The 25,909-nt window shown below is 57.3% G+C and carries 27 protein-coding genes; 14 read left to right on the plus strand and 13 right to left on the minus strand.

Annotation, left to right across the window (positions count from 1 at the left end; translation table 11 throughout):
* The first annotated feature begins 302 nt into the window (after positions 1–302).
* On the plus strand, positions 303–1,565 hold the full coding sequence (locus JT51_RS06865) for a DEAD/DEAH box helicase (RefSeq protein ID WP_037311836.1): 1,263 nt from the start codon (positions 303–305) through the stop codon (positions 1,563–1,565).
* A gap of 44 nt (positions 1,566–1,609) precedes the next feature.
* Here the strand turns inward: JT51_RS06865 and mltG are convergent, their stop codons facing one another.
* From mltG to fabD, 7 genes are all read right to left on the minus strand, one after another.
* Entirely contained in the window at positions 1,610–2,770 is a 1,161-nt protein-coding gene (mltG, locus tag JT51_RS06870) for an endolytic transglycosylase MltG (RefSeq protein WP_037309912.1), read from the minus strand.
* Positions 2,771–4,036, minus strand: a complete 1,266-nt coding sequence (gene fabF, locus JT51_RS06875) for a beta-ketoacyl-ACP synthase II (RefSeq protein ID WP_037309913.1) — start codon at positions 4,034–4,036, stop codon at positions 2,771–2,773.
* Between the two features lie 210 nt (positions 4,037–4,246).
* On the minus strand, positions 4,247–4,990 hold the full coding sequence (locus JT51_RS06880; protein WP_037309916.1) for a HisA/HisF-related TIM barrel protein: 744 nt from the start codon (positions 4,988–4,990) through the stop codon (positions 4,247–4,249).
* Between the two features lie 122 nt (positions 4,991–5,112).
* Complete coding sequence (locus JT51_RS06885) at positions 5,113–5,652, minus strand: GNAT family N-acetyltransferase (RefSeq protein ID WP_037309919.1); 540 nt, start codon at positions 5,650–5,652, stop codon at positions 5,113–5,115.
* A gap of 144 nt (positions 5,653–5,796) precedes the next feature.
* Positions 5,797–6,030, minus strand: coding sequence for an acyl carrier protein (locus tag JT51_RS06890; protein ID WP_037309926.1), 234 nt, complete (start codon positions 6,028–6,030; stop codon positions 5,797–5,799).
* 210 nt (positions 6,031–6,240) lie between these two features.
* Complete coding sequence (gene fabG, locus JT51_RS06895) at positions 6,241–6,978, minus strand: 3-oxoacyl-[acyl-carrier-protein] reductase (protein WP_037309928.1); 738 nt, start codon at positions 6,976–6,978, stop codon at positions 6,241–6,243.
* A 42-nt stretch (positions 6,979–7,020) separates the two neighbouring features.
* Positions 7,021–7,959 (minus strand): ACP S-malonyltransferase, encoded by a 939-nt coding sequence (fabD, locus tag JT51_RS06900; protein ID WP_037309931.1) that lies wholly within the window; start codon positions 7,957–7,959, stop codon positions 7,021–7,023.
* Between the two features lie 169 nt (positions 7,960–8,128).
* On the opposite strand from fabD, the gene JT51_RS06905 reads away from it, so the two are divergent.
* Entirely contained in the window at positions 8,129–9,355 is a 1,227-nt protein-coding gene (locus tag JT51_RS06905; RefSeq protein ID WP_037309935.1) for a cytochrome b/b6 domain-containing protein, read from the plus strand.
* Between the two features lie 57 nt (positions 9,356–9,412).
* On the opposite strand, the gene JT51_RS06910 is transcribed toward JT51_RS06905, so the two are convergent.
* The gene (locus JT51_RS06910) at positions 9,413–9,985 is read right to left on the minus strand and encodes a YceI family protein (protein WP_037309938.1); all 573 of its coding nucleotides are present in this window, start codon (positions 9,983–9,985) and stop codon (positions 9,413–9,415) included.
* Between the two features lie 126 nt (positions 9,986–10,111).
* Positions 10,112–10,630, minus strand: coding sequence for a hypothetical protein (locus JT51_RS06915; protein ID WP_037309940.1), 519 nt, complete (start codon positions 10,628–10,630; stop codon positions 10,112–10,114).
* A gap of 283 nt (positions 10,631–10,913) precedes the next feature.
* Between JT51_RS06915 and rpsF the strand changes: the two genes are divergently transcribed.
* The 6 genes from rpsF to JT51_RS06945 all read left to right on the plus strand — a co-directional run bounded on the left by rpsF (position 10,914) and on the right by JT51_RS06945 (position 14,647).
* Positions 10,914–11,267 (plus strand): 30S ribosomal protein S6, encoded by a 354-nt coding sequence (rpsF, locus tag JT51_RS06920; protein ID WP_081894632.1) that lies wholly within the window; start codon positions 10,914–10,916, stop codon positions 11,265–11,267.
* Between the two features lie 28 nt (positions 11,268–11,295).
* Positions 11,296–11,523: a 30S ribosomal protein S18 gene (gene rpsR, locus JT51_RS06925; protein WP_005982441.1), complete on the plus strand. Its 228-nt coding sequence runs from the start codon at positions 11,296–11,298 to the stop codon at positions 11,521–11,523.
* Between the two features lie 12 nt (positions 11,524–11,535).
* Entirely contained in the window at positions 11,536–12,153 is a 618-nt protein-coding gene (rplI, locus tag JT51_RS06930) for a 50S ribosomal protein L9 (RefSeq protein WP_037309943.1), read from the plus strand.
* Between the two features lie 150 nt (positions 12,154–12,303).
* Entirely contained in the window at positions 12,304–12,780 is a 477-nt protein-coding gene (locus JT51_RS06935) for a lytic transglycosylase domain-containing protein (RefSeq protein ID WP_037309944.1), read from the plus strand.
* Between the two features lie 211 nt (positions 12,781–12,991).
* A complete protein-coding gene (locus JT51_RS06940) occupies positions 12,992–13,693 on the plus strand; it encodes a LuxR family transcriptional regulator (RefSeq protein ID WP_037311841.1) in 702 nt (233 codons plus the stop codon).
* 96 nt (positions 13,694–13,789) lie between these two features.
* The gene (locus tag JT51_RS06945) at positions 13,790–14,647 is read left to right on the plus strand and encodes an acyl-homoserine-lactone synthase (RefSeq protein WP_037311843.1); all 858 of its coding nucleotides are present in this window, start codon (positions 13,790–13,792) and stop codon (positions 14,645–14,647) included.
* A 96-nt stretch (positions 14,648–14,743) separates the two neighbouring features.
* Here the strand turns inward: JT51_RS06945 and tig are convergent, their stop codons facing one another.
* From tig to JT51_RS06960, 3 genes are all read right to left on the minus strand, one after another.
* The gene (gene tig, locus JT51_RS06950) at positions 14,744–16,075 is read right to left on the minus strand and encodes a trigger factor (protein WP_037311852.1); all 1,332 of its coding nucleotides are present in this window, start codon (positions 16,073–16,075) and stop codon (positions 14,744–14,746) included.
* A 185-nt stretch (positions 16,076–16,260) separates the two neighbouring features.
* Complete coding sequence (locus JT51_RS06955; protein WP_037309946.1) at positions 16,261–17,385, minus strand: porin; 1,125 nt, start codon at positions 17,383–17,385, stop codon at positions 16,261–16,263.
* Positions 17,386–17,689: 304 nt separating this feature from the next.
* On the minus strand, positions 17,690–19,333 hold the full coding sequence (locus JT51_RS06960) for an NAD(P)H-hydrate dehydratase (RefSeq protein ID WP_037309949.1): 1,644 nt from the start codon (positions 19,331–19,333) through the stop codon (positions 17,690–17,692).
* A 168-nt stretch (positions 19,334–19,501) separates the two neighbouring features.
* Between JT51_RS06960 and JT51_RS06965 the strand changes: the two genes are divergently transcribed.
* The 5 genes from JT51_RS06965 (at position 19,502) to JT51_RS06985 (ending at position 23,661) form a co-directional block, all read left to right on the plus strand.
* Positions 19,502–19,840: a P-II family nitrogen regulator gene (locus tag JT51_RS06965; RefSeq protein ID WP_037309951.1), complete on the plus strand. Its 339-nt coding sequence runs from the start codon at positions 19,502–19,504 to the stop codon at positions 19,838–19,840.
* A 42-nt stretch (positions 19,841–19,882) separates the two neighbouring features.
* Complete coding sequence (glnA, locus tag JT51_RS06970; RefSeq protein WP_037309956.1) at positions 19,883–21,289, plus strand: type I glutamate--ammonia ligase; 1,407 nt, start codon at positions 19,883–19,885, stop codon at positions 21,287–21,289.
* A 145-nt stretch (positions 21,290–21,434) separates the two neighbouring features.
* Positions 21,435–21,713 carry a hypothetical protein gene (locus tag JT51_RS06975; protein WP_037309959.1) on the plus strand — a complete coding sequence of 93 codons (279 nt, stop codon included), beginning with the start codon at positions 21,435–21,437 and terminating at the stop codon, positions 21,711–21,713.
* 42 nt (positions 21,714–21,755) lie between these two features.
* On the plus strand, positions 21,756–22,550 hold the full coding sequence (locus JT51_RS06980; RefSeq protein ID WP_037309961.1) for a lytic murein transglycosylase: 795 nt from the start codon (positions 21,756–21,758) through the stop codon (positions 22,548–22,550).
* A gap of 199 nt (positions 22,551–22,749) precedes the next feature.
* Positions 22,750–23,661, plus strand: a complete 912-nt coding sequence (locus tag JT51_RS06985; protein ID WP_235216133.1) for a hypothetical protein — start codon at positions 22,750–22,752, stop codon at positions 23,659–23,661.
* 36 nt (positions 23,662–23,697) lie between these two features.
* Here the strand turns inward: JT51_RS06985 and JT51_RS06990 are convergent, their stop codons facing one another.
* The gene (locus JT51_RS06990; RefSeq protein WP_037309964.1) at positions 23,698–24,441 is read right to left on the minus strand and encodes a heme-dependent oxidative N-demethylase family protein; all 744 of its coding nucleotides are present in this window, start codon (positions 24,439–24,441) and stop codon (positions 23,698–23,700) included.
* A 123-nt stretch (positions 24,442–24,564) separates the two neighbouring features.
* On the opposite strand from JT51_RS06990, the gene dddP reads away from it, so the two are divergent.
* Positions 24,565–25,908, plus strand: a complete 1,344-nt coding sequence (dddP, locus tag JT51_RS06995) for a dimethylsulfonioproprionate lyase DddP (protein ID WP_037309967.1) — start codon at positions 24,565–24,567, stop codon at positions 25,906–25,908.
* Position 25,909 lies beyond the last annotated feature (1 nt).

Raw genomic sequence — 25,909 nt, forward strand, 5'->3', positions numbered from 1 at the left:
TCCGCGCCGGGCATTCCCGCCCCTATTTGCAGCCGACGCTTGACATTTCTTCTCTGAAAGATCATCTGACCCCCAACACAGCGCTGATGCGTGAGCAACAGCGGGCTTTCTTACGGCCCCCACAGCGCCCCATCAATCTCCAGTTCCCATTCACGCAGGGTTCTTGACGCGACGGCCGGATGGCGCAGGATTCGCCTGTGCGTCCCGAGGCCTCGCAAAAACCCTGCCGGTCGCGCGCTTTGCGCGACCAGTCACTATTGTCCGTGGCGTTTAATTCGTCGCGGATTGCAAAGGAATGTTATTTGTTCGACTTCGATATGCTGGGTCTTGCCCCGGCCCTGAATGATGCGCTGAAACGCGCCAACTTCACTCAACCTACCCCTATCCAAAATCAGGCCATTCCCATTGCGCTGCAAGGCCAGGATATCCTTGGTCTCGCGCAGACGGGTACAGGCAAGACGCTGGCCTTTGGCCTGCCGTTGATTGATCACCTGCTGGCGCAATCCGGAAAGCCTGCTCCGAAAACGGCAAAGGCGCTGATCCTTGCCCCCACGCGCGAATTGGTAAATCAGATCGCCGAGAGCTTGCGCAACCTCACCAAGGACACCAAGCTGCGTGTTGCGACCGTTGTTGGCGGCCAGTCCATCAACAGACAAATCTCGTTCTTGTCACGCGGTACGGACATTTTGGTTGCAACGCCGGGGCGGTTGATCGACCTGATGGAACGCCGGGCAGTCGATCTTGGCTCAGTCCGTCACCTTGTTCTGGACGAAGCGGATCAGATGCTGGATATGGGCTTTATTCATGCCCTGCGCCAAATTGCGCCCAAACTGGGCACACCGCGCCAGACCATGCTGTTTTCGGCCACGATGCCCAAGCAAATGGAAGAGCTCAGCCAGTCTTATCTGACCAATCCGCAGCGCGTGCAGGTCTCTCCTCCGGGTAAGGCCGCAGACAAGGTCACACAATCCGTACACTTCGTCAGCCGGGCTGGAAAACCGGCAAAACTGCGTGAAATCCTGTCCAAAGACAGGGATGCGCTGACCCTGGTCTTTTCGCGCACCAAACATGGTGCCGAAAGGCTGATGAAAGACCTTGTTTCGGATGGCTATAACGCCGCCTCCATTCATGGCAACAAAAGCCAGGGTCAACGTGATCGCGCCATCAAGGCGTTTCGTGCAGGCGAGATCAACGTGCTGGTGGCGACTGACGTCGCCGCGCGCGGCATTGATATTCCAGGGGTGGCTTACGTGATCAACTATGACCTGCCCGAGGTTCCCGACAACTATGTCCACCGCATTGGCCGAACAGCCCGTGCCGGACGCGAGGGCGAAGCCATCGCCTTTTGCGCACCCGATGAACTGGATCAGCTGCGGCAGATTCAAAAGCTGATGAAGATCGAAATTCCAGTCGCAAGCGGCACGATGCCCGAAGTGGCCGAACCCAAGAAGCCGCGCAAGCAAGGTGGTAACCGTCGGCGCAGCGTGAAACCTCAGGCAGCGAACGCCGGGGCAAAACCCGCACCGTCCAAGCGCCGCCGTCCCCGCAGGCGCCCTGCGGCATAAACAATAAAAAAAGGGCCGCGCTTTTCAACGCGGCCCTTTTTTTGTTAGTTGCCCGAACTTTTCTGCTCGGCTTCGATCTCGCGCCATTTGGCAACATTGCGGTTATGCTCTTGCAAGGTTTCCGCAAAGGCGTGCCCGCCCGTTCCATCCGCAACGAAAAACACAAAGCTGGTGTCTTCGGGGGCAACTGCGGCTTCAAGGCTTGCCAACCCCGGATTGGCGATCGGCGTCGGTGGCAACCCGTCAATAACATATGTGTTCCACGGGGTTGCCCGGCGCAACTCACTGCGTCGCAACCCACGCCCCAGAACACCTTGCCCCTTGGTGACACCGTAAATTACGGTCGGGTCCGTTTGCAACTTCATCCCCCGCTCCAACCGGTTCACAAAGACGCTGGCAACCTGCCCGCGCTCTTGCGGAACACCGGTTTCCTTTTCGATGATCGACGCCAGGATCAACATCTCTTCCGGACTGCTGATCGGTAGGCCGTCCTGGCGGCCTTCCCATACGGCATTGATGCGCAGCTGCTGCTTGTCCTGCATCTTCTGCAAAATGGCATTTCGATCATCGCCCGGGATCACATCGTAGCTGTCCGGCGCCAGCAGGCCCTCGGCCGGAATTTCTGTCACGTCACCCTTTAACGCATCAATCCCTTTCAAGGCTTCAACCACCTGCCAGGACGTCACACCTTCGGCAACGGACAAGCGATATCGGGTATCTGCATTATTGCGCTTTTCGGTATAAGCGGCGGGAACTTCTTCTGCCGAAGCCTCAAAAGATGCGATCTCATTGAAGTCGAGCGTCGCAGGGTCCAGTTCGCGTACACGGGTCTGGATACGAGTCACACCGACACGATATTCGATTTCCGACCCACAGGTGCTGGCACCGCTGCTGGTGATCTCGTCGATGATATGCTCCATCGACGCTTTTTCCCGCACCAGAAAGCTACCTGCCTTCAGTTTTTGGGCTTTATCTGTGTAATCAGCAGCCATCCGGAAAATTATCGAACTGCTGATGGCACCCTGATCTTCAAGCTGCTGGCTGACTTTTGTCATGTTCGAGCCGCCTTTTACCTGCAGGCAAATGGCAGTTTCCAACGGACCAGCGCTTGTATAGCGGGATTGCCCCCAAAGGATCAGGCCGCCCATCAAGAACAGGCCGACCACCAGAACAGTCAGCGCGTTCGATGCCAGCGCCCGCCACATTTAACTGACCTTCCCGAAGATCACGCTGGCGTTGGTGCCACCAAACCCGAACGAGTTTGAAAGCGCCACGTTGATCTCACGCTCACGCTTGGCATTCGGGGCCAGGTCAATCTTGGTTTCGACGGCCGGATTATCCAGGTTGATCGTCGGCGGGGCAACCTGATCGCGAATGGCAAGGATTGAAAAGATCGCTTCAATCGCGCCAGCCGCGCCCAAAAGGTGTCCGGTTGCGGATTTGGTCGAAGACATCGTCGCGTCGCCTGCATGATCGCCCAGCAAGCGCTCAACTGCGCCCAACTCGATTGTGTCGGCCATTGTCGATGTGCCGTGCGCGTTGATGTAGTCCAGATCCTTCGGCTCCAGCCCAGCGCTGCGCAGCGCGGCTTTCATCGAACGTTCCGCGCCATCGCCATCCTCGCTGGGGGCAGTGATGTGATAGGCGTCACCGGACATACCATAGCCCAGAACCTCGGCGTAGATCTTCGCACCGCGCGCCTTGGCGTGTTCATAATCCTCAAGCACAACGATGCCGGACCCTTCGCCCATGACGAAACCGTCGCGGTCAACATCATAGGGGCGGCTGGCCGCCTTGGGATTGTCGGCGTATTTGGTGGACAGCGCTTTGCACGCGTTGAAGCCCGCGATGCCGATCTCACAGATGCAGCCCTCGCCACCACCCGCAATCATGACATCAGCGTCACCTGCGCGGATAATACGGCTGGCGTCACCAATGGCGTGCGCACCGGTCGAACAGGCCGTTACAACCGAATGGTTCGGCCCTTTGAAGCCGTGGCGGATCGACACCTGACCAGACGCCAGATTGATCAGAGCTCCGGGAATAAAGAACGGGGATACCCGACGCGGGCCCTTGTCGCGGATCAGGTTCGCGGTATCTGCGATGGACCCCAGCCCACCGATGCCGGACCCAATCAGAACACCAGTACGCAGGCGCGCCTCTTCATCCTCGGGCAGCCAATCCGCATCCTTGCAGGCCATCTCGGCGGCCGCGATGGAATACAGGATAAAATCTTCGATCTTGCGCTGCTCTTTCGGCGGCAGCCAGTCGTTGGGGTTGAATGTCCCGTTGGTCCCGTCTCCGCGCGGCACCTCGCAGGCATAGGTCGTGGTGACCCCACTTGCCACGGCATCGAATTGAGTGATCGGGCCCGCGCCCGACTCTCCATCCAGCAGCCGTGACCAGGTTTCTTCGACTCCACTGGCCAAAGGAGTGACCAATCCCAGACCGGTTACAACGACTCTGCGCATGAAATGCCTCTTGCCTGCTTCCTATTTGAGAAACGCTCATACCCCGGCCCGGGGTCCGGGGGCAAGAGCAACAGCACATTCCGCATAGGCACTGATCCGCTGGAAATTGCGCGCCAACGCCCATCGGCGGAAGAAAACGCCACTAACACCAAAAAACTCTGCCCCTTTCTTACACTTGAAAGAGGCAGAGCACTGTCACGCAGCCCGGTGTTACTGAAACTCAGCTACGGGTTCATGTGCAGTCCGGGCAACTTCCAACGCGTCAGACAGGTCAATCGTCTTGCGGAACAAGGCCCGACTGACCAGCGCACCGGCAATGTTGTGAATGTAGGCCAAGCGGGAAATGTCATCCGTTGTACGCACCACACCACTGGCGATGACCGGGGTGCGGGATTTCTCTGCCAAGCCCGAAATCAGCCCCAACTGAGCCTCTATGTCTTCCATGTCGCTGTCGATATCCGTTGCCAAGATCGCGGCGAATGGGGTGCCTTCAAAGGCTTCGATGAATGTGTCCGGCGTAAAGGCACTTTGACTGCGCCAGCCTTCTGTCATGACATGCCCCTGCCAAACGTCCACGGCCAGAACGATCTGATCGGGGTACAGTTTGGCCAGTTCCTTCACCAGGTTCGGATCCCAGGCGGCAAGCGTTCCGATTACGATCCGCCCTGCGCCTTTGTCGATCCAATGCTCAACCTGTTCACGGGTGCGCATACCGCCGGCAAGCTGCACGGGAAGCTCGGCCGTACGAATGATCTCTTCTACAAGTTCGGAATTGGTGTCACGCCCTTCGATTGCATCGAAGTCCGTCAAGTGCATCCACTCGGCACCGTCCGCAGCCCAACTGCGCGCCGTGTCGACGGGATTCACGTGCCAGATCATGGCTTCGTCCAAACGGCCTTTGTCCAGTGTCACACACCGGCCGTTTTGCAGTTCCATCGTGGGGTAAATCCTCATGAGCCTGTTCCTCCGCTCAATCGCTTTGCAAATCCACTATACTATATACCCTCAAGCGCCCCACGTTTTATCAGTTTCGGCAAAGTACGGGCATTTTGCGGCATCAAGGAAAAGAACAGAAATCAGTTACGCGCGGGCGGACCGTTCCGACGCAGCAATTGAACCGGCGTGCCCTGGTATTCACACTCGCGCATCGGAAGGTAACCCAGCTTTTCCGCCAGCTTCTGCGAGGCTTGGTTCCCAGAGTTCACCATGGCAACCAATGGTCCCGGCATGATCCTGTCAAACCAGTCATGCGCCGCCTGAGCGGCCTCAAGCCCCAGCCCCTGCCCCTGCGCTTCGGGCACCAACACCCATCCGGCTTCGGGGAAATTATCGAAATCCTCGCCCAGTGAGCGGTTGCCGTAGAAAAATCCAGCCTGACCGATCAATTGCCGATTCGATTGCTGCAATACGCCCCATTGCCCGAACCCGGTCATCTGCCAGTGCCCCGCGTTGCGCAGGAACGAGTCCCATGCTTCACCACGCGAACGCGGCCTGCCGCCGATATGCCGCACGATGCACGGGTTACGCCAGATATCGGCGAACCGGTTGAAATCCTCGGGCCGCATCCCGCAAAGCGTCAGGCGTGCCGTGTTTATCATTGGGGTGGATCGTATCATGCCCTGCCCGCCTGGAATTGTTTTTGTGCCTCACCCTGAAGGTTGGAAACGAATTCCGCACCTGGCAAGCCTGAATTCCGAACAGACAAAAAAAACGGCGCCTCCGTTGCCCGGAAGCGCCGCTTTTAACTGATGTCGAAGCTCTTAGGATGCTTCGTTGATGAATTTGACGGCGTCGCCAAAAGTTTGGATGGTTTCGGCTGCATCATCGGGGATCTCGATGCCGAACTCTTCTTCGAAGGCCATAACCAGCTCAACAGTGTCCAGGCTGTCTGCGCCAAGATCGTCGATGAAGGACGCGTTTTCGGTCACTTTATCTTCTTCAACACCCAGGTGCTCAACAACGATCTTTTTAACGCGATCTGCGACGTCGCTCATGTCTATTCCTCATTCCATTTCGGGGCTTAGCGCCCGGTTCTGCCCTTGCCCGCTCAGGCTGGCCTTGATTTGCCCAGTCTGGGCGGTTTAGGTCCCGGGTTACCGGGAAATTAGAAGGTCGACCAATTCGGCCGACCCCTGCATTTATGCGCCGCCTATAGCACAGACAACGCGCAAGGCAAACGCTTTCGAACCTGCCTTGATCCGCGCTCACAACATGGCCATACCGCCGTTCACATGCAAGGTGGTTCCGGTAACATATCCGGCTTCCGGGCTGGCAAGGTACAAAACTGCCGCTGCAATTTCCGACGCATCGCCCATACGTCCGGCCGGAACCTGACCCAGAATACCGGCTCTTTGGTCATCTGTCAGCTTGTCGGTCATCGCCGTTGTAATGAAACCCGGCGCAACTGCGTTGGCCGTAATGCCACGGCTTGCGACCTCGTAAGCCAGTGATTTGGTCATGCCGACCATACCCGCCTTGGACGCGGCATAGTTGGCCTGCCCCGGATTGCCGGTAGAGCCGACAACCGACGAGACATTGATGATCCGGCCCCAACGCGCCTTCATCATACCGCGCAACACGCCTTTGCACAGCTTGGCGGTCGAGGTCAGGTTTACGTCGATCACGCTCTGCCATTCTTCGTCCGACATGCGCATGAACAGGTTGTCGCGGGTAATTCCCGCGTTGTTGACCAGAATGTCGACCGATCCCATCGCCTCAGCCGCCTGCTTGGGCAATGCGGCCACGGCCTCGGGATCGCTCAGGTTACAGAGGACAATGTGGGCACGCTCTCCCAGTTCATCCGCCAATGCTTGCAATGGCTCGACCCGCGTACCCGACAAGGCGACTGTTGCCCCGGCTGCGTGCAGCGTGCGCGCGGTTTCACCGCCGATACCGCCTGATGCGCCGGTGATCAGTGCATTCTTACCTGTCAAATCAAACATTGGGATTCCCTCTTGGTGCCTATTTTCAGGCCCACGTTATTTTTACGATTCGGCCTGAACGACATTCTGCACGTCATCCGGTGTCCCGACAGCCTTACCGGCAATCGTACGGTCGATTTTGCGGATCATGCCTGACAAAGCCTTGCCAGCTCCGATCTCCCATGTCTCGGTCACGCCCTGCGCTGCCATGTATTGGACGCTTTCACGCCAGCGGACCGAACCTGTGACCTGCTCGACCAGCAATTGACGGATCAGATCAGGATCGCTCACGGCTTCGGCGCGCACATTGGCCACCAGCGGTACGGCGGGGGCTTTGAATTCAACCGCGGCCAACGCTTCGGCCATCACATCCGCGGCGGGCTGCATCAGGGCACAATGGAACGGCGCGCTGACCGGCAACATTACGGCCCGCTTTGCACCCTTTTCCTTGGCGATTACGGCGGCGCGCTCGACAGCGGCCTTGGTGCCTGAAACCACCACCTGCGTCGAATCATTGTCATTCGCCGCCTGACAAACCTCGCCCTGCGCGGCCTCTTCAGCAACGGCGCGCACGGCGTCAAGATCTAGCCCCAGAATGGCGGCCATGGCGCCCTGACCGACCGGTACGGCGCTTTGCATGGCTTGCCCGCGCGTCCGCAGCAGACGGGCCGTATCCGCGATGGACAGCGTTCCCGCCGCCGCCAACGCCGAGTATTCGCCCAGCGAATGCCCTGCGACAAAGGTCGCATCCGTCACGGAAACGCCCTCGGCCTCCAGCGCGCGCATCGCGGCCATCGAGGTCGCCATCAACGCGGGCTGGGCGTTTTGCGTCAGCGTCAGATCCGCAATCTCGCCTTCCCAGATCAACGTGCTCAGCTTTTCGCCCAAGGCTTCATCGACCTCGTCGAAAACAGCCTGAGAGGCTGGATAAGCCTCGGCCAGAGCTTTGCCCATTCCGATGGTTTGGGCACCCTGCCCCGGGAAAACAAATGCGCGTGTCATTGCAACCTCTTGGATGACGTTAGGTTGCGGCGGGGTGTAAACCGAGTGAGAGCGCGGCACAAGCATTGCCTGAGGTCTGCACTTCGGCACCCCTGTTGTGCGCTCGGCGCTATTGTGTCCTGCCTCTATGGCTTTAGGTTGATCACAACCACCCATCCCGGAGCATTCGATGTCCACGTCCAATACGTTTTCAAGCTACGGCAGCGTGACCAAGGCCTTTCATTGGCTAACAGCGCTGCTGATTTTCACCGCTTTGCCGCTGGGCCTGATCGCTAACGATCTTGCCCATGCGATCTATGACCCGGCCATCGCGACGACCGAGGATGACATTGCGTGGGCTGCACGTCTGTTTTCGATACACAAGACCGTGGGCGTCACCGTCTTTTTCGTCGCCCTGGCGCGCATCCTTTGGGCGCTTACCCAGCCAAAACCCGGCCTGCTGAACGCCGAGAATAAGCCTGAAGCCTTTGCCGCGGAAACAGTGCATTGGCTGTTGTACGGGTCGCTGGTTCTGGTGCCGTTAACGGGTTGGCTTCACCACGCGGCGGCCGAAGGGTTCGCCCCGATCTTGTGGCCCTTTGGCCAGAACCTGCCCTTTGTCCCAAAGTCCGCCCATTTGGCCGAACTCACTGCGGGGTTGCACTGGCTGTTCATCTGGGTGCTGGCCGGATCGCTGGTTCTACACATCGCTGGCGCCCTCAAGCATCACGTCGTGGATAAAGACAGCACATTGCGTCGAATGCTGCCCGGCCACTCAGATGCCCCGGAACCACCCGCACAACGCCATTCGCCGGTTCCCGCCATTGCCGCACTGGCCGTCTGGGGCATGGTTTTGGCTGGCGGCTGGTTCATTGGCGTTTTTGCCGATCATTCCGCAGCCAACACAGACAAGGCCGAACTGGTCGCGGTGCAGTCGGACTGGCAGGTACAGGACGGCACGCTGTCCATTACCATTACCCAATTGGGCAGCCCTGTAACGGGCACTTTCTCCGATTGGACTGCTGCGATTGCGTTTGAAGACCCGTCCGAACCGGGGCTTGCCGGCACCGTGGACGTGACCGTCTCCATCCCTTCGCTGGGGCTGGGAACAGTCACCGATCAGGCCATGGGGGCAGATTTCTTTGACAGCGCCCAATTCCCCACCGCCCAATTCAAAGCTGACCTGTTCAAAACCGACACAGGGTACGAGGCGCGCGGCCCTCTGACGATCCGCGACCGATCTGTCGATGTCGTCCTTCCCTTTGACCTTGAAATACAGGGGGACGACGCATCCATGTCCGGAGAATTGGAATTGAACCGTCTGGACTTTGACGTTGGCAAATCCATGCCAGCCGAGGATTCACTGGCTTTTGCAGTGCTTGTTTCGGTAGAACTGACAGCAAATCGAGGCGAATAAAAAAATACGCCGGGGCAAGTCGCCCCGGCGTATTCATTTCAAATCGTCGAAAATGGCTTATTCAGCTTTCTGCGCTTCGACCGAGATCCGAATTTCAACCTCGTCGCTGACGAAGGGCGCAAACTGGCCCAGATCGAAATCGCTGCGCACCAGCGTGGTGGTTGCGTCGAAACCAGCCCACGGTTTGCCTGCCATCGGGTGCTCGCCCACCTGGTTCAGCTTGGCGTCCAGAACAACCGACTTGGTCACGCCGTTCATGGTCAGATCACCGGTAATGTTCGCCGTGTCGTCGCCGGTGAGTTCGATACCGGTCGACGTAAACGTCACCAGGTCACCTTCGGCCACACCGAAAAAGTCCTCGGTCATAAAGTGGTCTTCGCGCGGCTTCCAACCGGTGATCATCTCAACCACGGGCATCGAAACGCTGACGCTGGATGCAGCGGGGTCTTCCTGATCAAAGGTGATCTCACCTTCAAAGCCCGAGAACATGCCAGTCGTGGTCGAAAATCCCAGGTGGTTATAGGTGAAAACAACCTGACTGTGGCTGGGGTCCAAAACGTATTTCTCGGCGCTGGCAAACGCCGAGGTCGCCGATACGGCCAGTGCAGCAGCAAGAAGGATGGGTTTCATGACAATCTCCGCATTTTTGTGGATGCAATCCCATTGGGTTGCTCAATAACGAAAATGTGCCGCCCAAGGGCGGCACACAAGTCCTATTCTCTCACAACTTCTGTTCTTTTTTGAACAGAACAAATTTCAGGCAAATATTGTTACACTTCCGCTCAGTTGCCCCTTCAGCGCTCGGCCGACATCCGCCGATTGCAGCGGCAGTTTCATCAACAGGCTGCCATCCACGTCGAACAGCTCAACCTGATCGTCTGCGAAACGGGCACCGCCCAATGTGTCATAGCTGCGGCGAAGAACAGTCTGCGGACGTCCGTTTTCGTTCTTTTGCAGCACCCGGACCTCGCGGCGGATAGGGTCGAAATAGGCATCGGGACGCGCATCCAAAACCTGAATTGTCAGCAGGCTGACCCCGACCATCAGGAACAGCATGGACGCCGCCAGTTTGATCGGCCACACCTCGGCCGACATCACCGAACTGGGCATCAGCCACATTGAAAAGGCCATGACGATCAAAAAGGCCCCAAGAACCCTGGCCAGTACCATCCGAACCTTCCAGTTTGGCGCGAATGCGATCAGGACTGGTACAGACTTTTCAAGCTCTGCGGCTTTCGCAGACTGTTCGAATGTATTCGTATTAATCGCGGTCATTTCTCTCACCCTGTGTTCAGGTTACCGTACTGGTCTCTGTCTGTCCGGATGTTCCCCGGTATGAAAACAACCTTGAGCCGAAAAGCGTCAGGAATTGGGCAGTGCAAAGGAAATAGAGCGGCTTCACAAAGGCAACGATGACGGGGCTTGCCCCCCACGCTCAGACGTGTATATGGGGCCATCCTTCGCAAATCACGTGAATCGCGCAGCCTCTCGTGGCAGGGTCGCGAAGGATGGTCTGGCCCCGCCTATGAAATGCGCCTTGATAGAAACAGGAGTGCACATGCCACTGTATGAGCATGTAATGATCGCGCGTCAGGATCTGTCCAACGCGCAGGCAGAAAGCCTCGTCGAACATTTCGGCACCGTTCTGGCTGACAACGGCGGCAACGTCGTCGAAAGCGAGTACTGGGGCGTCAAGACGATGGCCTACAAGATCAACAAGAACCGCAAGGGTCACTATTCCTTCCTGAAGACTGACGCCTCCGCTGGCGCCATTCAGGAAATGGAACGCCTGATGCGCCTGCATGATGACGTCATGCGCGTTCTGACCATCAAGGTCGACGAGCATAACGAGGGCCCCTCGGTCCAGATGCAGAAGCGCGACGAGCGCGAAGGCCGCCGCGAGCGCCGCTGATCAACGCCTGACGAAAGGACACCAAACCATGGCCGCAAAACCATTTTTCCGCCGCCGCAAGGTCTGCCCGTTCTCGGGCGACAACGCGCCGAAGATCGACTACAAAGACACCCGTCTGCTGCAGCGCTACATCTCTGAGCGTGGCAAGATCGTTCCCTCGCGTATCACCGCCGTTTCGGCGAAAAAGCAGCGTGAACTGGCCCGTGCTATCAAGCGCGCCCGCTTCCTCGCCCTGCTGCCCTACGCCGTGAAGTAAGGAGAGACTGACATGCAAGTTATCCTTCTGGAACGTGTTGCGAAACTGGGTCAAATGGGCGACGTCGTTGACGTAAGGCCCGGCTTTGCCCGCAACTTCCTGCTGCCCCAAGGCAAAGCGCTGAGCGCGTCCGAGGCCAACATCGCCTCGTTCGAAGCCCAGAAAGCACAGCTTGAGGCCCGCAACCTGGAAACCAAGCAAGAAGCTGAAGCGCTGGCTGAAAAGCTGGACGGTCAGCAGTTCATCGTGATTCGCTCGGCATCGGATGCCGGCGCTCTGTACGGTTCGGTCACCCCGCGTGACGCCGCAGACGCCGCGACCGAGGCTGGTTTCACCGTCGACAAGAAACAGGTCATCCTGATCGCACCGATCAAGGATCTGGGTCTGCACTCGGTCGCAGTCAAACTGCACCCCGAGGTCGAAGTTCAGATCAAGATGAACGTCGCCCGTTCGGCAGAAGAAGCCGAACTGCAGGCGTCGGGCAAATCGATCCAGGAACTGGCCGCCGAAGAAGAAGCAGCCGCTGAATTCGAAATCGCCGAACTGTTCGACGATATCGGTTCCGCCGCTTCCGACGACGATCTGGGTGCCGAAGAAGCTCCGGCTGAAGAAGACGAAGCCAAAGCCTGATCTGGCAAAACTGAATTGGAAAAGGCCGCACACCACGTGCGGCCTTTTTTCATGCACACGGCAAACGGGCAAAAATCAGCCCGATTTTTCACCTACGCTTGCAGTCGGACGGGTGATCCATATCATCGCCCTGAAATTCGGAGACCACCAATGAAATACTTCCTGCGCCGCAGTGTCCTTGCCCTTTTGATTGCCGCCCCTCTTACCGCGTGCGGCGGACCGCACACCTCGACCAATGTCGCATTCGATCCCCCGCTTTACCCCAACGAAACCCCCGAGCTGCGCGCGTCGATCAACAAATGGGCGGATCACTACGAGCTTCCACGGGAACTGGTGCACAAGCTGGCCATCCGCGAAAGCACGCACCGCCCCTGGGCTGTGAACAGTCCCTACTATGGCCTGCTGCAGATCCTTCCGGCCACGGCCCGATCCATGGGTTACACAGGGAACGCGCAGGGGTTGCTGGACGCGGATACGAACCTTGAATTCGCGGGCAAATACCTTCGCGGCGCATGGCTGCTGTCTGACGGTGACCAAAAGCGCGCAATCTTCCTGTACGCAAAGGGATACTACCCCGAAGCCAAGGCGCGGGGCATGTTGGTTGAGACCGGCCTAAGAAGCGAATAACCTGCAAATTGTCTGAAACTTGACATTCTGATGCATAAATTCGCCATTTTGCAGATGTCATGGTCAGCTCTGTTGCTATTACCACGCAATATGCCTACCTACTTTGCGCAAATAACTTGCGCAAAGCACCCAAGTTGACGCAACGTGAGCAGTGAATGGACAGATTTGGCAGTACTTTGGGGAAAAAGCTGCCACCGCAAAGGTTGGACAGGTGAAACTTATCGACTTGGCCGCGATCGATCATGAGGAGAGATCGGCCGCTGATATTATAAACGCCGTCTGTGAAGAACTTGGCTTTGACTATGCGTCTTACGCCACCTTCAACCCTGTGAAGGGCGATGTCCAAGGATACGCGAACTATCCTGACGAATGGAAAATCCATTATGGCAGTCAGGGTTTTCATCACTTCGACCCCACTTTGTATCAATCTGTTCTCAGCATCGCCCCTGTCGACTGGGGTCGTTTCAACCACGATGAGAAATTCAACACGGTGTTCCGGGATGCGCATGATTTCGGCATTACACCCCGTGGGCTAACGGTTCCGGTGCGCGGCCCCTACGGGGAATGCGGCCTGCTGAATGTGACCCGCGACTGTTCGGATGCGGAATGGGACAAGCTGAAGAAACACGTCATGGGTGATCTTCAGATGGCCGCTGTGCAGGCGCACGACACAGTGATGCAGTCGGGCCTGTTGGCCAAAGCGCTTTACCTTCCTGCCCTGTCGACCCGGGAACAGGAAATTCTGCAATGGGTGGCAGACGGTAAATCCCAGCAAGACATTGGCGATATTTTATCAATTTCGCACCGCACTGTCGAAGTGCACATGCGATCTGGTCGCGAAAAGCTGGGGGCACTAACCACACCTCAGGCCATAGGGCGGGCCATTGGTTTAGGCATAATTGCCCCTGGTTAATCAAAAAAGTACACTTCTACGGGATAACCCCAATAGTCTCAGATTATATCTTGGTTAACTTCATCCTTACGGTAACCAGACTGTAGGGGGATGGAAATGATCATCGTTATTGATGGTATTAACCAGCACAAATTCACAGATGTACTTAATGACATGTTCAAACTGCGCGCACGCGTTTTCGGCGATCGCCTGGGGTGGGACGTGAATATCAAAGACGGGCATGAGCGAGACCATTTTGACGACCTGCATCCTGCACACGTGGTCAGCATCGATGACGATGGGGACGTCGTCGGTTGCATGAGACTGTTGCAGACCACAGGGCCGCATATGTTGGCTGATGTCTTTCACTCGATCCTGGATGGTGAGGCACCGATCCGCAGCACGCAGGTATGGGAAGCGACGCGATTCTGCGTGGACACCAAGAAACTTGGACGCGGACGCGGCGAAAACTCGGTCTCTTACGTGACAAGTGAAGTCATGATCGGTTCATTCGAATACGCCAAGGCAGCCGGGGTTCTAGACTCGATTGCTGTGATTGATCCGGTCATGAACCGGGTTCTGCAACGGTCGGGCAATGCGCCTTACGATTATCTCGGCAGTGCAAAGCCGATGGGCAAAGTGGTCGCCATGGCCGCGCTCATGGATTGCTCGGACGAACGGATTTCTGGAATTCGCGACTATGCGAACATCAACCACGACGTATTTCTGACGGAAGAACAGGCGCTGGATCTGTTTGCTGGCACCAAGGTTGAACCGCAGAACAATGTCGCGAACCTTGACCACCAACCGCTTACACAGTTGGAAAAGTATTTTGTCGAACAGATGAACTCGGCAACGAACAAGGCCGAAGTTGAATCAGTTCTGAAGCTGATCGAAGAACTTTCAGATCGGTTTACCCCAGAGCAAAAGAGCGCTCTGTTAAGTACCCCCCGTGCTTTTGCTTATGAGGCCTGACCCCCTCACCTCATAAAATCAAAAGCCACCCTCACGGAGCCGTCTGCACTCAGACGGCTCCGTTTTTCTTGACCCATGGGGATGGGTGGAAAAGGATTACTCCTCTTCCAGTGCCTCAACGGCTTTTTGCAAGTCGTCCTTGCTGACTTCTTTGTCGGCAACCTGGGCCAGCTCGAACACATAATCGATGACCTTGTCTTCGAAGATCGGCGCGCGCAGCTGCTGCTGCATCTGCGCATTCTGCTGCACGAACTCAAAGAACTGACGTTCCTGACCCGGGTACTGACGCGCCTGGTTCATGATCGCCTGCGTCATCTCGGCATCCGAAACCTCGACCTCGGCCTTTTGGCCCAGTTCAGCCAACAGCAAGCCCAGACGCACACGGCGTTCCGCCAGTTTGTTGTGCTCGTCGGTGGGGTCGATCTCGGCGTGATCGTGGCCTTCGACCTCGGGGTTTTCTTCGTGCCACAGCTGATGTGCAATCTGCTTGGCCTCGGCTTCAACCAGCGACGGCGGCAGGTCGAACGATACCTTCTCGTCCAATGCGTCCAGCAGAGCACGCTTCATCACCGCGCGCGAGGCACCGGCGTATTCGGCTTCAAGACGCTCAGCGATCTGACCTTTCAGGCCCGCCAGGTCTTCGGCACCGAACTTGGTTGCCAGCTCGTCGTTGATTTCAGCTGCGACGGGCTCTTTCACCTCTTTCACGGTGCAGGTGAACACGGCGTCTTTACCGGCCAGATGCTCGGCACCGTATTCCTCGGGGAAAGAGACGTTGACGTCTTTTTCTTCTTCGGCTTTGACACCGACCAGCTGCTCTTCGAAACCGGGGATAAAGCTGTTCGATCCCAGAACCAACGGATAATCCTCGGCCGAGCCGCCTTCGAACTCTTCGCCGTCAACCTTACCGACAAAGTCGATCACAACCTGATCGCCATCTTTCGCCTTGGAACCCTTACGGCGCGCTTTGAAATCCTGGGCGGTTTCGGCCAGGTTGTTCAGCGCTTCTTCGACGGCGGCGTCATCAGCCTTGACAACCAGCTTTTCCAGCTCGACCGATTTCAGGTCAACCTCGGGGATCGCAGGCAGTGCCTCATAGGACATTGCGACCTCGACGTCGTCGCCTTCTTTCCAGTCCTCGTTGGTCATCTTGACCTCGGGCTGCAGCGCAGGGCGCTCGCCGCTGTCTTCAAAGTGCTGGTTCATCGCACCGTCGATGCTTTCCTGCATCGCTTCGCCCATCAGGCGCTGACCAAACTGCTTTTTCAGCAGCGCCATCGGCACTTTGCCTTTGCGGAAACCCTTCATCTCGACTTCGGGCTGCGCTTCGACCAGTTTTTCGTTGACCTTTTCGTCCAGCTCGGCTGCGGATACGACGATATTATAGCCGCGCTTCAGACCTTCGTTCAGCGTCTCGGTAACCTGCATTATGGTAGTCCCCATAGGATTCGGGGCGCGCAAAACGGCGCGCCGGGCAAATTTGACGCCTTCTATTTGCCCAGCCGCCCACACGCAAGAGGCAATGCCCCAATCGGCCTTGTTTTGCCGCCGATTTGACCAAAAAAAACGCCCCGGACCAGACCGGGGCGCCATCCGATTACAAGGGTCGCGGATCAGAACCGCCAGCGCGCGCCCAGAACCCAAGCTTCGTTCTTGTCGAAATCGACCATGTCATCAAAATCGTGGTTGCGGTACTTCAGGTAGGCATCCGTATTGATGCTGTCGATCCGCTGAACAACCGCGATCCCCCAGGACTTGGTGCTGGAGCCGTCGTTCTCGAAATCCGATCCGTCGAAATAATCGACCCCAACGCCGGTCTTGCCCCAGGCGATCCAATCCCCTTCATAGGCGATCTTGGTATACCAATAGTTCGGATCGCTTGCGCCGCTGCTTGTGTCATCACGGTTGCCAAGTGCGGCGGTAAAACTGAACCCGCTGGGCAGCAGCACCGAGGCCGAGCCGATGGTATCTTTCCGCTTGCCCGATCCGTTGTCAAAATCCCGTACGGCGTATGCGACTCCGGCGGCAAATTCCACGCCACCGGCAAACGTATTGTTATACGAGACAGCCAGATCATAGTAATCGTCGTCATCGCTGCTGGACAGGATGTTCTTTCCGTATGCGATCGCGCCCGAGAACCCGTTGAAATCAGGCGTGTCATAGCGGACACGCCCCCGGCGCGAACCATCGAAGTTATCGCTCGAGTCGCCAACCGTGATATCGCTCAGAACGCCGTCGGGGGCCCGATAGAAAAACGCGCCGTTTTCGTCGTTCGTGAACGAGTAGAGCGCCGTTCCCACATACGACAGATCGACTTCGGCAGCCCCGTCCGAGGCCATGCTGCCCTGCCCCGCCGAGAACTTGCCATAGCCGCCTTTAAGCGCGAAATCCACATGGCGAATGTCAGCGCGCGTCCAGCCGTTGGTGTTGGTGCCGTTTTGGTTGGCCGTTCCGGTGCCGGGCAAGCCCAGCCCGCTTTCAAAACGGAACGTGAATTCATTGCTTCCAAAAGGCTGCATCAGGCGCAGACCAACGCGGCTGTTGGACAAGTCATTGTCCAGCAAGCGGGTTTCGGTCTCTTCGCCGTCATCCACCGATACGATGACCGGGTTCAGCTGCCCGTACAACAGCACATAACCGCCAGTCTTGTTTTCATACTTAAGTTCTGCCGCTGCAGGAATTGCCGTTGTTGCGGCCAAAACCGCAGCTATCGAAGACAGTTTAAGTTTCTGGGTCATTTCACTCACCATGGAAAATTCCGGTTTCGGATACTGCTCCTTTGCCCATCAAGCACCCTCGCGCCAGAGGCCGCGGCCCGTTCTTTTCGAATATAGCACCACGGTCACAACCGAATTGGGAAAGAACTGAAAACATTATTATTATCAATTTGTTATATTCGGTTGATCCACAATCAGGGGTACCTCCAAATGAATTCTGCCCCGCGACCATGCGTCTGGCAAACACTCGCTTTGACCGCACACCAAACCGGTCGGCCAATTGCTGCCGAGGGCGCGGCGGATCGGCCAGATCCCGCTCAAACAATCAAATATTCAGGTATCTAAAAACCTTAGGTAATTGATCAGGCAGATCTTCTGCAATCAATCCCGGGCCAAATGCGCGCGCGCATTCCACATGCAGCCACGCCGCGGTTTCGGCGGCCTGCATGGGGTCATACCCGCGCGCCAACAGGCCAGTAATGAACCCGGCCAGAACATCACCTGATCCGGCCGTCGCCAACCATGGGGCCGCACGCTCGTAATGGGCCGCATTGATCGAACACCGCCCGTCCGGCGCGGCGATTACGGTATCGGGGCCCTTGAACAATACCACGCACCCGGCCCGCCTGGCCGCCGCACGCGTTGCATCCACCTTGGAATAGGCCGGGCCTTGTGTCGCAACAGCATTCAGCTTTTCATAGATATCCGGAAACAGCCGTGCAAACTCTCCCCCATGCGGGGTTAGAACACAGGTTTCATGCAGCATTTCGAACAGGGTCGAAGGGTCGTCCGCAAAAGCCGTCAGCGCCTCCGCATCCAGCACGGTTGACCGCCCAGCCGCCAAAGCGGCGGGCACCAGATCACGTGCGCGCTCCACCCCCAATCCGGGGCCAAGGCACAGGGCATTCAACCGCGCGTCCCGCAACACATCGGTCAGGCCATCAGCCCCCTCAACCCGCTGCAACATGATGGCCGTAACCTGATTGGCGACTTCCATCTGTGCAGCCAGAGGTACGCCCAACGTCACCAGCCCCGCCCCAATTCGAAGCGCCCCCCGCGCCGCCAGCCGCGCCGCGCCGGTTCTGCCGCTCCCCCCGGTCAGGACAAAAGCATGCCCATGCGCGTATTTATGGGCCTTTCCACCCTTGCCAAGAACGGTATCCGATGGCCTGCCAACAGCGGCGGCAATCCCGACGCTACCGACCTCATGGCTCAGCCCGATATCCTTGACAACCAGCCGCCCGCACATATCCGGGGCCTCGTCCAGAACATGCCCAAGCTTTCCAGAATGAAACGAAACTGTAAGCGCCGACCGCGCACAACGGCGGCCATGGTCAGGGAAAATGCCGCCCAGCACTTTGCCGGAATCCGAACATAGGCCCGATGGCATATCTATCGCGACAGTCCGAGGTGGAACGATATCCGTTCCCGCACCATGCCTTCGCATCTCCCATGCATCTTCAGCATCATCATGTGCCCACAGCAATTCCCAAACAGCTGGATCTTCAATGGCTCGTGTCAGACCGGTGCCAAAAAGCGCGTCGATGGAAACATCCGGGTGGCGGATATCGGCGTCAGCCGCGTTTCGCGCATCAATTGTCCGACCTTCCCACCGTTCATAATTCACCCGCGCATCCGGCGGCAGCTTATCAACGTCCCCAAACAGAAATACCTCCACCTCCCAGCCCAGCGCCCGCAAAAGCCGTGCCACGACAAACCCGTCACCACCATTGTTCCCTGGCCCGCACAGCACCGCGGCGCGCAAGGCCGCCCCTTCATCTGGCCCCAAATATCCCGGGGAGCGCGAGGGGCTGGCCCCTCGCCTGTCCAACTCAGGCCACTCTTCGAACATCGCCTCGATGACGCCCTGACCCGCCCGTTCCATCAAGTCCAGCCCGGTCACCTGCCCGGTATCAATCGCCGCCTGTTCAATGGCCCGCATTTGTGCCGCCGTCAGCAATTCTGTCATCTCAAACCCTCAAGCGATTCAGTTTTGATTATTTTTTGTGCAACTCGGTCAAAATTTCATCTCGCACCTAAAAACCGCCAGCCGGTCACCCGCAAGTTTCGCAATCACATTGCCCACCGATCTTAGACGTGATCACTCCCATTCTGACAAGCAGATTAGGAGGCCGGGATGAAGAAGATCGAAGCGATCATCAAGCCGTTCAAACTGGACGAAGTGAAAGAAGCGTTGCAGGACGTGGGCGTCCAGGGCCTGAGCGTCATCGAGGTCAAAGGCTTCGGCCGCCAGAAAGGGCACACCGAACTTTATCGCGGTGCGGAATATGTCGTGGACTTTCTGCCCAAGGTTAAGATCGAAGTGGTCTTGGACGACGATCAGGTCGACGCCGCCATCGAGGCCATCGTCGACGCCGCCAAAACCGACAAGATCGGCGACGGCAAGATTTTTGTCTCGCCCGTCGAACAAGCCATCCGTATCCGTACCGGCGAAACCGGTTCGGACGCGCTGTAATTCAACCAATCACCTGACACATCAATCAGAAGGACCAAGGGAATGAGCGTAGACGCAGTTCTCCAGACACTCCGCGAAGAAGACGTCGCTTATGTCGACATCCGTTTCACTGACGTTCGCGGCAAGCTTCAGCACGTGACTGTCGACGTCGATCTGGTCGACGAAGACTTTCTGGAAGAAGGCTTCATGTTTGACGGCTCGTCCATCGCGGGCTGGAAGTCGATCGAAAACTCGGACATGAAACTGATCGCCGACACCACCTCGGCCTATATTGATCCGTTCTATGCTGAAAAGACACTGTGCCTGCACTGCTCTATCGTCGAACCGGACACCGGCGAAGCCTACAGTCGCGACCCGCGCGGCACAGCGCAAAAGGCCGAAGCTTACCTGAAATCCTCGGGCATCGGCGATGTGGCCTATATGGGCCCCGAGGCTGAGTTCTTTCTGTTTGATGATGTTCGTTTCTCGAACACTATCAATAAGGTATCGTTCGAAGTTGATGCAACCGACGCATCCTGGAACAGCGACACCGAATACGAAATGGGCAACATGGGTCATCGTCCGGGCATCAAGGGCGGTTACTTCCCTGTGAACCCGATTGACGAGGCGCAAGACCTGCGTTCGGAAATGCTCTCGACCATGAAACGTCTGGGCATGAAGGTGGACAAGCACCACCACGAGGTCGCCTCGTGCCAGCACGAGCTGGGCCTGATCTTTGACAGCCTGACCAAGCAGGCCGACGAGCTGCAGAAATACAAGTATGTCATCCACAACGTGGCGCACGCCTACGGCAAGTCGGCCACGTTCATGCCCAAGCCGATCTATGGTGACAACGGCACCGGCATGCATGTGAACATGTCGATCTGGAAAGATGGCAAGCCGCTGTTTGCCGGCGACAAATATGCCGATCTGTCGGATGAGGCGCTGTATTTCATTGGCGGCATCCTCAAGCACGCCAAGACGCTGAACGCCTTCACTAACCCCGCGACCAACAGCTACAAGCGCCTGATCCCGGGCTTCGAAGCGCCCGTTCTGCGCGCCTACTCGGCCCGCAACCGCTCGGGTTGTGTTCGTATTCCGTGGACCGAAAGCCCGAAAGCCAAGCGCGTCGAGGCTCGTTTCCCCGATCCGGCTGCAAACCCCTATCTGTGCTTTGCCGCGCTGCTGATGGCCGGTCTGGACGGCATCAAGAACAAGATCGACCCGGGCGAAGCCATGGACAAGAACCTGTACGATCTGCCCGCCGAAGAACTGGCCGATATCCCGACCGTCTGCGGCAGCCTGCGCGAAGCGCTGGAAGCGCTGGCATCGGATCACGACTTCCTGCTGCAGGGCGATGTGTTCACCAAAGACCAGATCGACGGCTACATCGCGCTGAAGATGGAAGAGGTCGAAACCTATGAGCACACACCGCACCCGGTTGAATACGGTATGTACTATAGCTGCTGATCCGGCTGACATTCTCAAACAAAAGGGCGCCTACCGGGCGCCCTTTTGTCGTTCAGCCCCCCCCCATCTGCAATCACCTTGACTGACGCCCGTGAACGTCAGAACCTTTCCTGACAGTGCGATTTTAGGACCGAGGGAGAAAACAATGCGCCTTATGCTGAAATTCACAATTCCCGTTGAAAAAGGCAATCAGGCCGAGCGGGACGGTACACTTGGACAAGCAATCGAAGCTCTGGTGAAAGAGGTCAACGCCGAGGCCTCGTATTTTGCGCTGGAGCACGGCAAGCGCATGGGCATCGTCATTTTCGAAGAAAACGATCAGGCCCGAATGCCCGTCATCAATGAACCTTTGTTTGCCGCATTGGATGCCTCAATCGAAATTCAACCGGTTTTGACAGCAGCTGACCTGCAACGCGGTCTGTAGACCGCCCCGTCAATGCCACGTTGATTTAAAGGAGTATTATTCGTGCGGCGCTTTTCTTTGGTTTTTGCTTTATCTCTTTTATCGGCCTCTGCGGCGCTGTCTGCGCCCTGCGGCAACGCCAGCAGCGGGTTTGAGGTCTGGAAAAAGGACTTTGCCAAACAAGCGCGCAAAGCCGGGGTCAAAAAGAAGGGGCTTCAGGCGTTGGCGCAAACTCAATACGCCACCCGCACCATTGCTGCAGATCGCAATCAAAAAAGCTTCAAGTACTCGCTGGATAAATTCATGCGGGTGCGCGGTGCCGATACCATTGTGGCGCAAGGGCGCAAACGCAAGGCACGAAACCCGCAGTTCTACGCCGCGCTTGAACGTCAATACGGCGTCCCAAGCGGCGTGTTGATTGCGATACACGGAATGGAAACCGGCTTTGGCAATTTCATGGGTGACAGTCAGGTTGTTTCCGCAATCACCACACTGGCGTATGATTGTCGCCGGTCAGAGTTCTTTATCCCCCACGCCATCGGCGCGCTGAAACTGATTGATCAAGGCAGCATTACGACCGCCACCCAAGGGGCCAAACATGGCGAATTGGGGCACACTCAGTTCCTGCCGGGCAACGCGATGGTTTATGGGGTCGATGCAACCGGTGATGGCCGGGTGGATTTCTACAATATGACCGATGCTTTGGCGTCTACCGCTAATTTCTTACGCAAGAAGGGATGGAAACCCGGTCGCGGGTATCAGCCGGGGCAGCCGAATTTTGCGATCATTCAGCAATGGAACGCGGCCTCGGTCTATCAGCAATCCATCGCGATCATGGCCGCACGAATCGATGGCTAGGGTCACCATGGGTCACACACCGACGCACCCCAATTCAGACACATTGTTGCCATAGACTTTAAGTCGCCGTCAAAATGTCTAGGTTTCCAAAGCGTAATCAATAATGGGAAAAATTGATTTTTTTCCATTTTCGCCAAATTTTGCCCAATATCCGTTGTTAGCTTGGTTGCCAAGACAGAACGCGACAAAGGACAGCGCAGTGACCCCGCAACACAACTATCATGGTGGTTTGCAATTCGACGGTGACACCGAAGGCGCAATTGATCGTTTCGGAACGATCGTTGCCGCGACCCTGGAAGATTACGGTCACTTGGTCGAGCGTAAGACTGTGCTGAACACCACCGAGGCCAGCATCGTTTCCAGCCAGTATCTGGTGCGCCTGACGCTGGACACACATCGCGCAGAAATCACTGATCGGCATCAGCGTCTGGACCGGGCCGCCGGTCTGAAGACGGTTCAAAAGCCGCAGGTTTCCCTGCCGAAGAACCGGCTGACCATCACAATCTCACCAGTGTCCGCCCTGCTGGACGACCGAGAGATTTCGGAACTTTTGCTGGTGGTCATCCTGTACCGCATGGTCGACATCTGCGCGATGCAACGCGTCGAATGGTTGTCGCCCAAAACAGTCCTGACGATGGAACAGTTCATGAGTGCATTCAACACTCTGACCCCCTCCAAACCAAGAGGCAGAAAACAGATATTCGAGGCAGTAACAGGCCGGTTCGCAGGCCTGGACATTCCGGAAGAAGAAGGCCTGGATGAGCCACAAGAAAAGGCGCTGAAACCAGCAGCCCGGCCGATCCAGTTGTCCGATGAACAATTGCTTAGCATTGCTTTTCGGACAGAACCAATCGAGCAACCTGTGGATCGGGACGACACGCGCCCCCTCGAACACGAGCAACCTAGCGATATCCTGCGACTGACAAGTTGGGGATTGACGGGTGCCGTGGCCAGTGTGTCGGTTCCGATTGCGGTTTCAATGGCCGCCGTAAACCTGATCAGAGGTGAAGATTTTCGTCTGAATACTCAGGTACTTGCCTACTCCGTCGCAATCTCCGCTCTCAGCACAAGCGGGGCAATCGCCGGGGTCGCCAACGCGTTGGGCATGTAGCACTAAACCAGAAGACCCTCCTTGGAGGCCCCGCCGTCAGGCGGGGTTTTCCATTTTCAGCAGACGCTCTGCCGCCAAAACATAAGTGTGGATCGAAAAGATGACCGCCTTCGTTTCAGGCAGGCGCAAAATCGTTTGCCGTTCGCTGCGCATATAGGACGCGGTTCCTGGGTCTTTGCCTTCACGAGGCTCGCTGGCGCTGCGCGGCTGATGCAGCTCGGCATCTTCGTACCATAGGGCGTTGAACCGCCACAGGGGACGCCCGGGCTGGATGCCATCAAACAACCGCTGCACGCGGCGGGCGATATTCTCGTCGTAGCTGTCCACGGGGATGTGAATATCCACCAAAGGGCGCATGAATTTCTCGGCCAACCGCCAACTGGCCGGAAAACACAAAACGGCCCCCGTCAGCACATGTTCATCGCCACGTTTTTGCAGAATGCAGATATCTTCCTGCACCAGCCGGCAAAGCGTATCCATTGGTCTGGCGCGGTCGATCTGAACCTCGCGCCCATCCGGGCGGGTCACGCTGGCAGAACATCCCGGATAGGCATGGTGCAACACAAGGTCCAACACCTCTTGCGCGGCGGGTTCGGCGCTTGGGTGCAATGCCAGAACATCGGCACGCCGCTCTGTCAGCAAGTCCTCGCGGCGCTGCATTTGGGCCGCAAACGCATCATCGCGATGCAGCCAGACATCCATGCTGGTGGGTTGTATTCCCGGCAACGGGCGAGGGTTTAGCGGATCATAGGGGATCGCGTTCTGAAGAATAGCCGTCATAATTCCGACCTAGCACCTAAGCATCGGATTGTCGGTCAAAAAGCGACGGTCTGACTGTCGCAAACCTTCAAGACGCCGCAAGGGTGATTGTTCACGCTGATAAAACAGCCAGGGAGACCAAGCATGAATCAGCACTATCGGGATGGCCGCAAAATCGACCCGACCAAAGGCGCAACGCTTGGAGACGGAACGCCAAACCAGAATGACCGGATTGAGATCGGCCCCACGCAGCTGGCCTTTGCCGAATGGGAAAAGGCCGGGCTGATCCTGCCCGATCTCGCGCGGATGCGGGAACACAGGTGGAAACAGCTGACACAGGCGATCGTCGACCGGGGTTATGGCGGGCTTTTGATGTTTGATCCGTTGAACATCCGATACGCCACCGACAGCACCAACATGCAGCTTTGGAACACCCATAACCCGTTTCGCGCGGTGCTGCTGTGCCCGGATGGGTACATGGTGATCTGGGACTATAAGAACTCTCCCTTCCTGTCCAAATTCAACCCGCTGGTGCGGGAACAACGCTCGGGCGCGGACCTGTTTTACTTCGACCGGGGCGACAAGGTGGATGTGGCCGCCGATGTGTTCTCGAACGAGGTGCGGGTGCTGATCGACGAGCACGGCGGCGGCAACAACCGGCTGGCCGTCGACAAAATCATGCTGCACGGTCTGCGCGCGCTTGAGGCGCAGGGGTTCGAGATCATGGAAGGCGAAGAGGCCACCGAAAAGACCCGCGCGATCAAAGGCCCGGACGAGATTCTGGCCATGCGCTGCGCCAGCCACGCCTGCGAAACCGCCGTGGCTGAAATGGAGAATTTCGCCCGCGCCAATGTGGGTGATGGTAAGACGTCCGAAGATGACATCTGGGCCGTTCTTCATGCGGAAAACATCCGTCGTGGTGGCGAATGGATCGAAACCCGTCTGTTGGCTTCGGGGCAGCGCACCAATCCGTGGTTTCAGGAATGCGGCCCCCGGATCACGCAGCAGAACGAAATCGTTGCCTTTGACACGGATCTGATCGGGTCCTACGGAATCTGCATCGACATTTCGCGCACCTGGTGGATCGGTGACGAGAAACCCCGCCCGGACATGATCTATGCCATGCAGCACGCGCACGAACATATCATGACCAACATGGAAATGCTGAAGCCCGGCGTGATGATCCCCGAGCTGACAGCCAACGCGCATAAGCTGGACGACAAGTTCATGGCGCAAAAATACGGCTGCCTGATGCACGGCGTGGGCCTGTGCGATGAATGGCCTCTTGTCGCCCATCCGGACAAGGCGGTTGCCGGGGCGCATGATTACCCGCTTGAACCCGGCATGGTCCTGTGCGTCGAGGCCTGCGTCGGCGAAGTCGGTGGCGATTTTTCAATCAAACTCGAAGATCAGGTGCTGATCACCGAGGACGGCTATGAAAACCTCACCACCTATTCGTTCGATCCGCAGTTGATGGGGATGGCCTAAA

The sequence above is a fragment of the Ruegeria halocynthiae genome, assembly GCF_000743705.1.
GTDB lineage: Bacteria > Pseudomonadota > Alphaproteobacteria > Rhodobacterales > Rhodobacteraceae > Ruegeria > Ruegeria halocynthiae_B.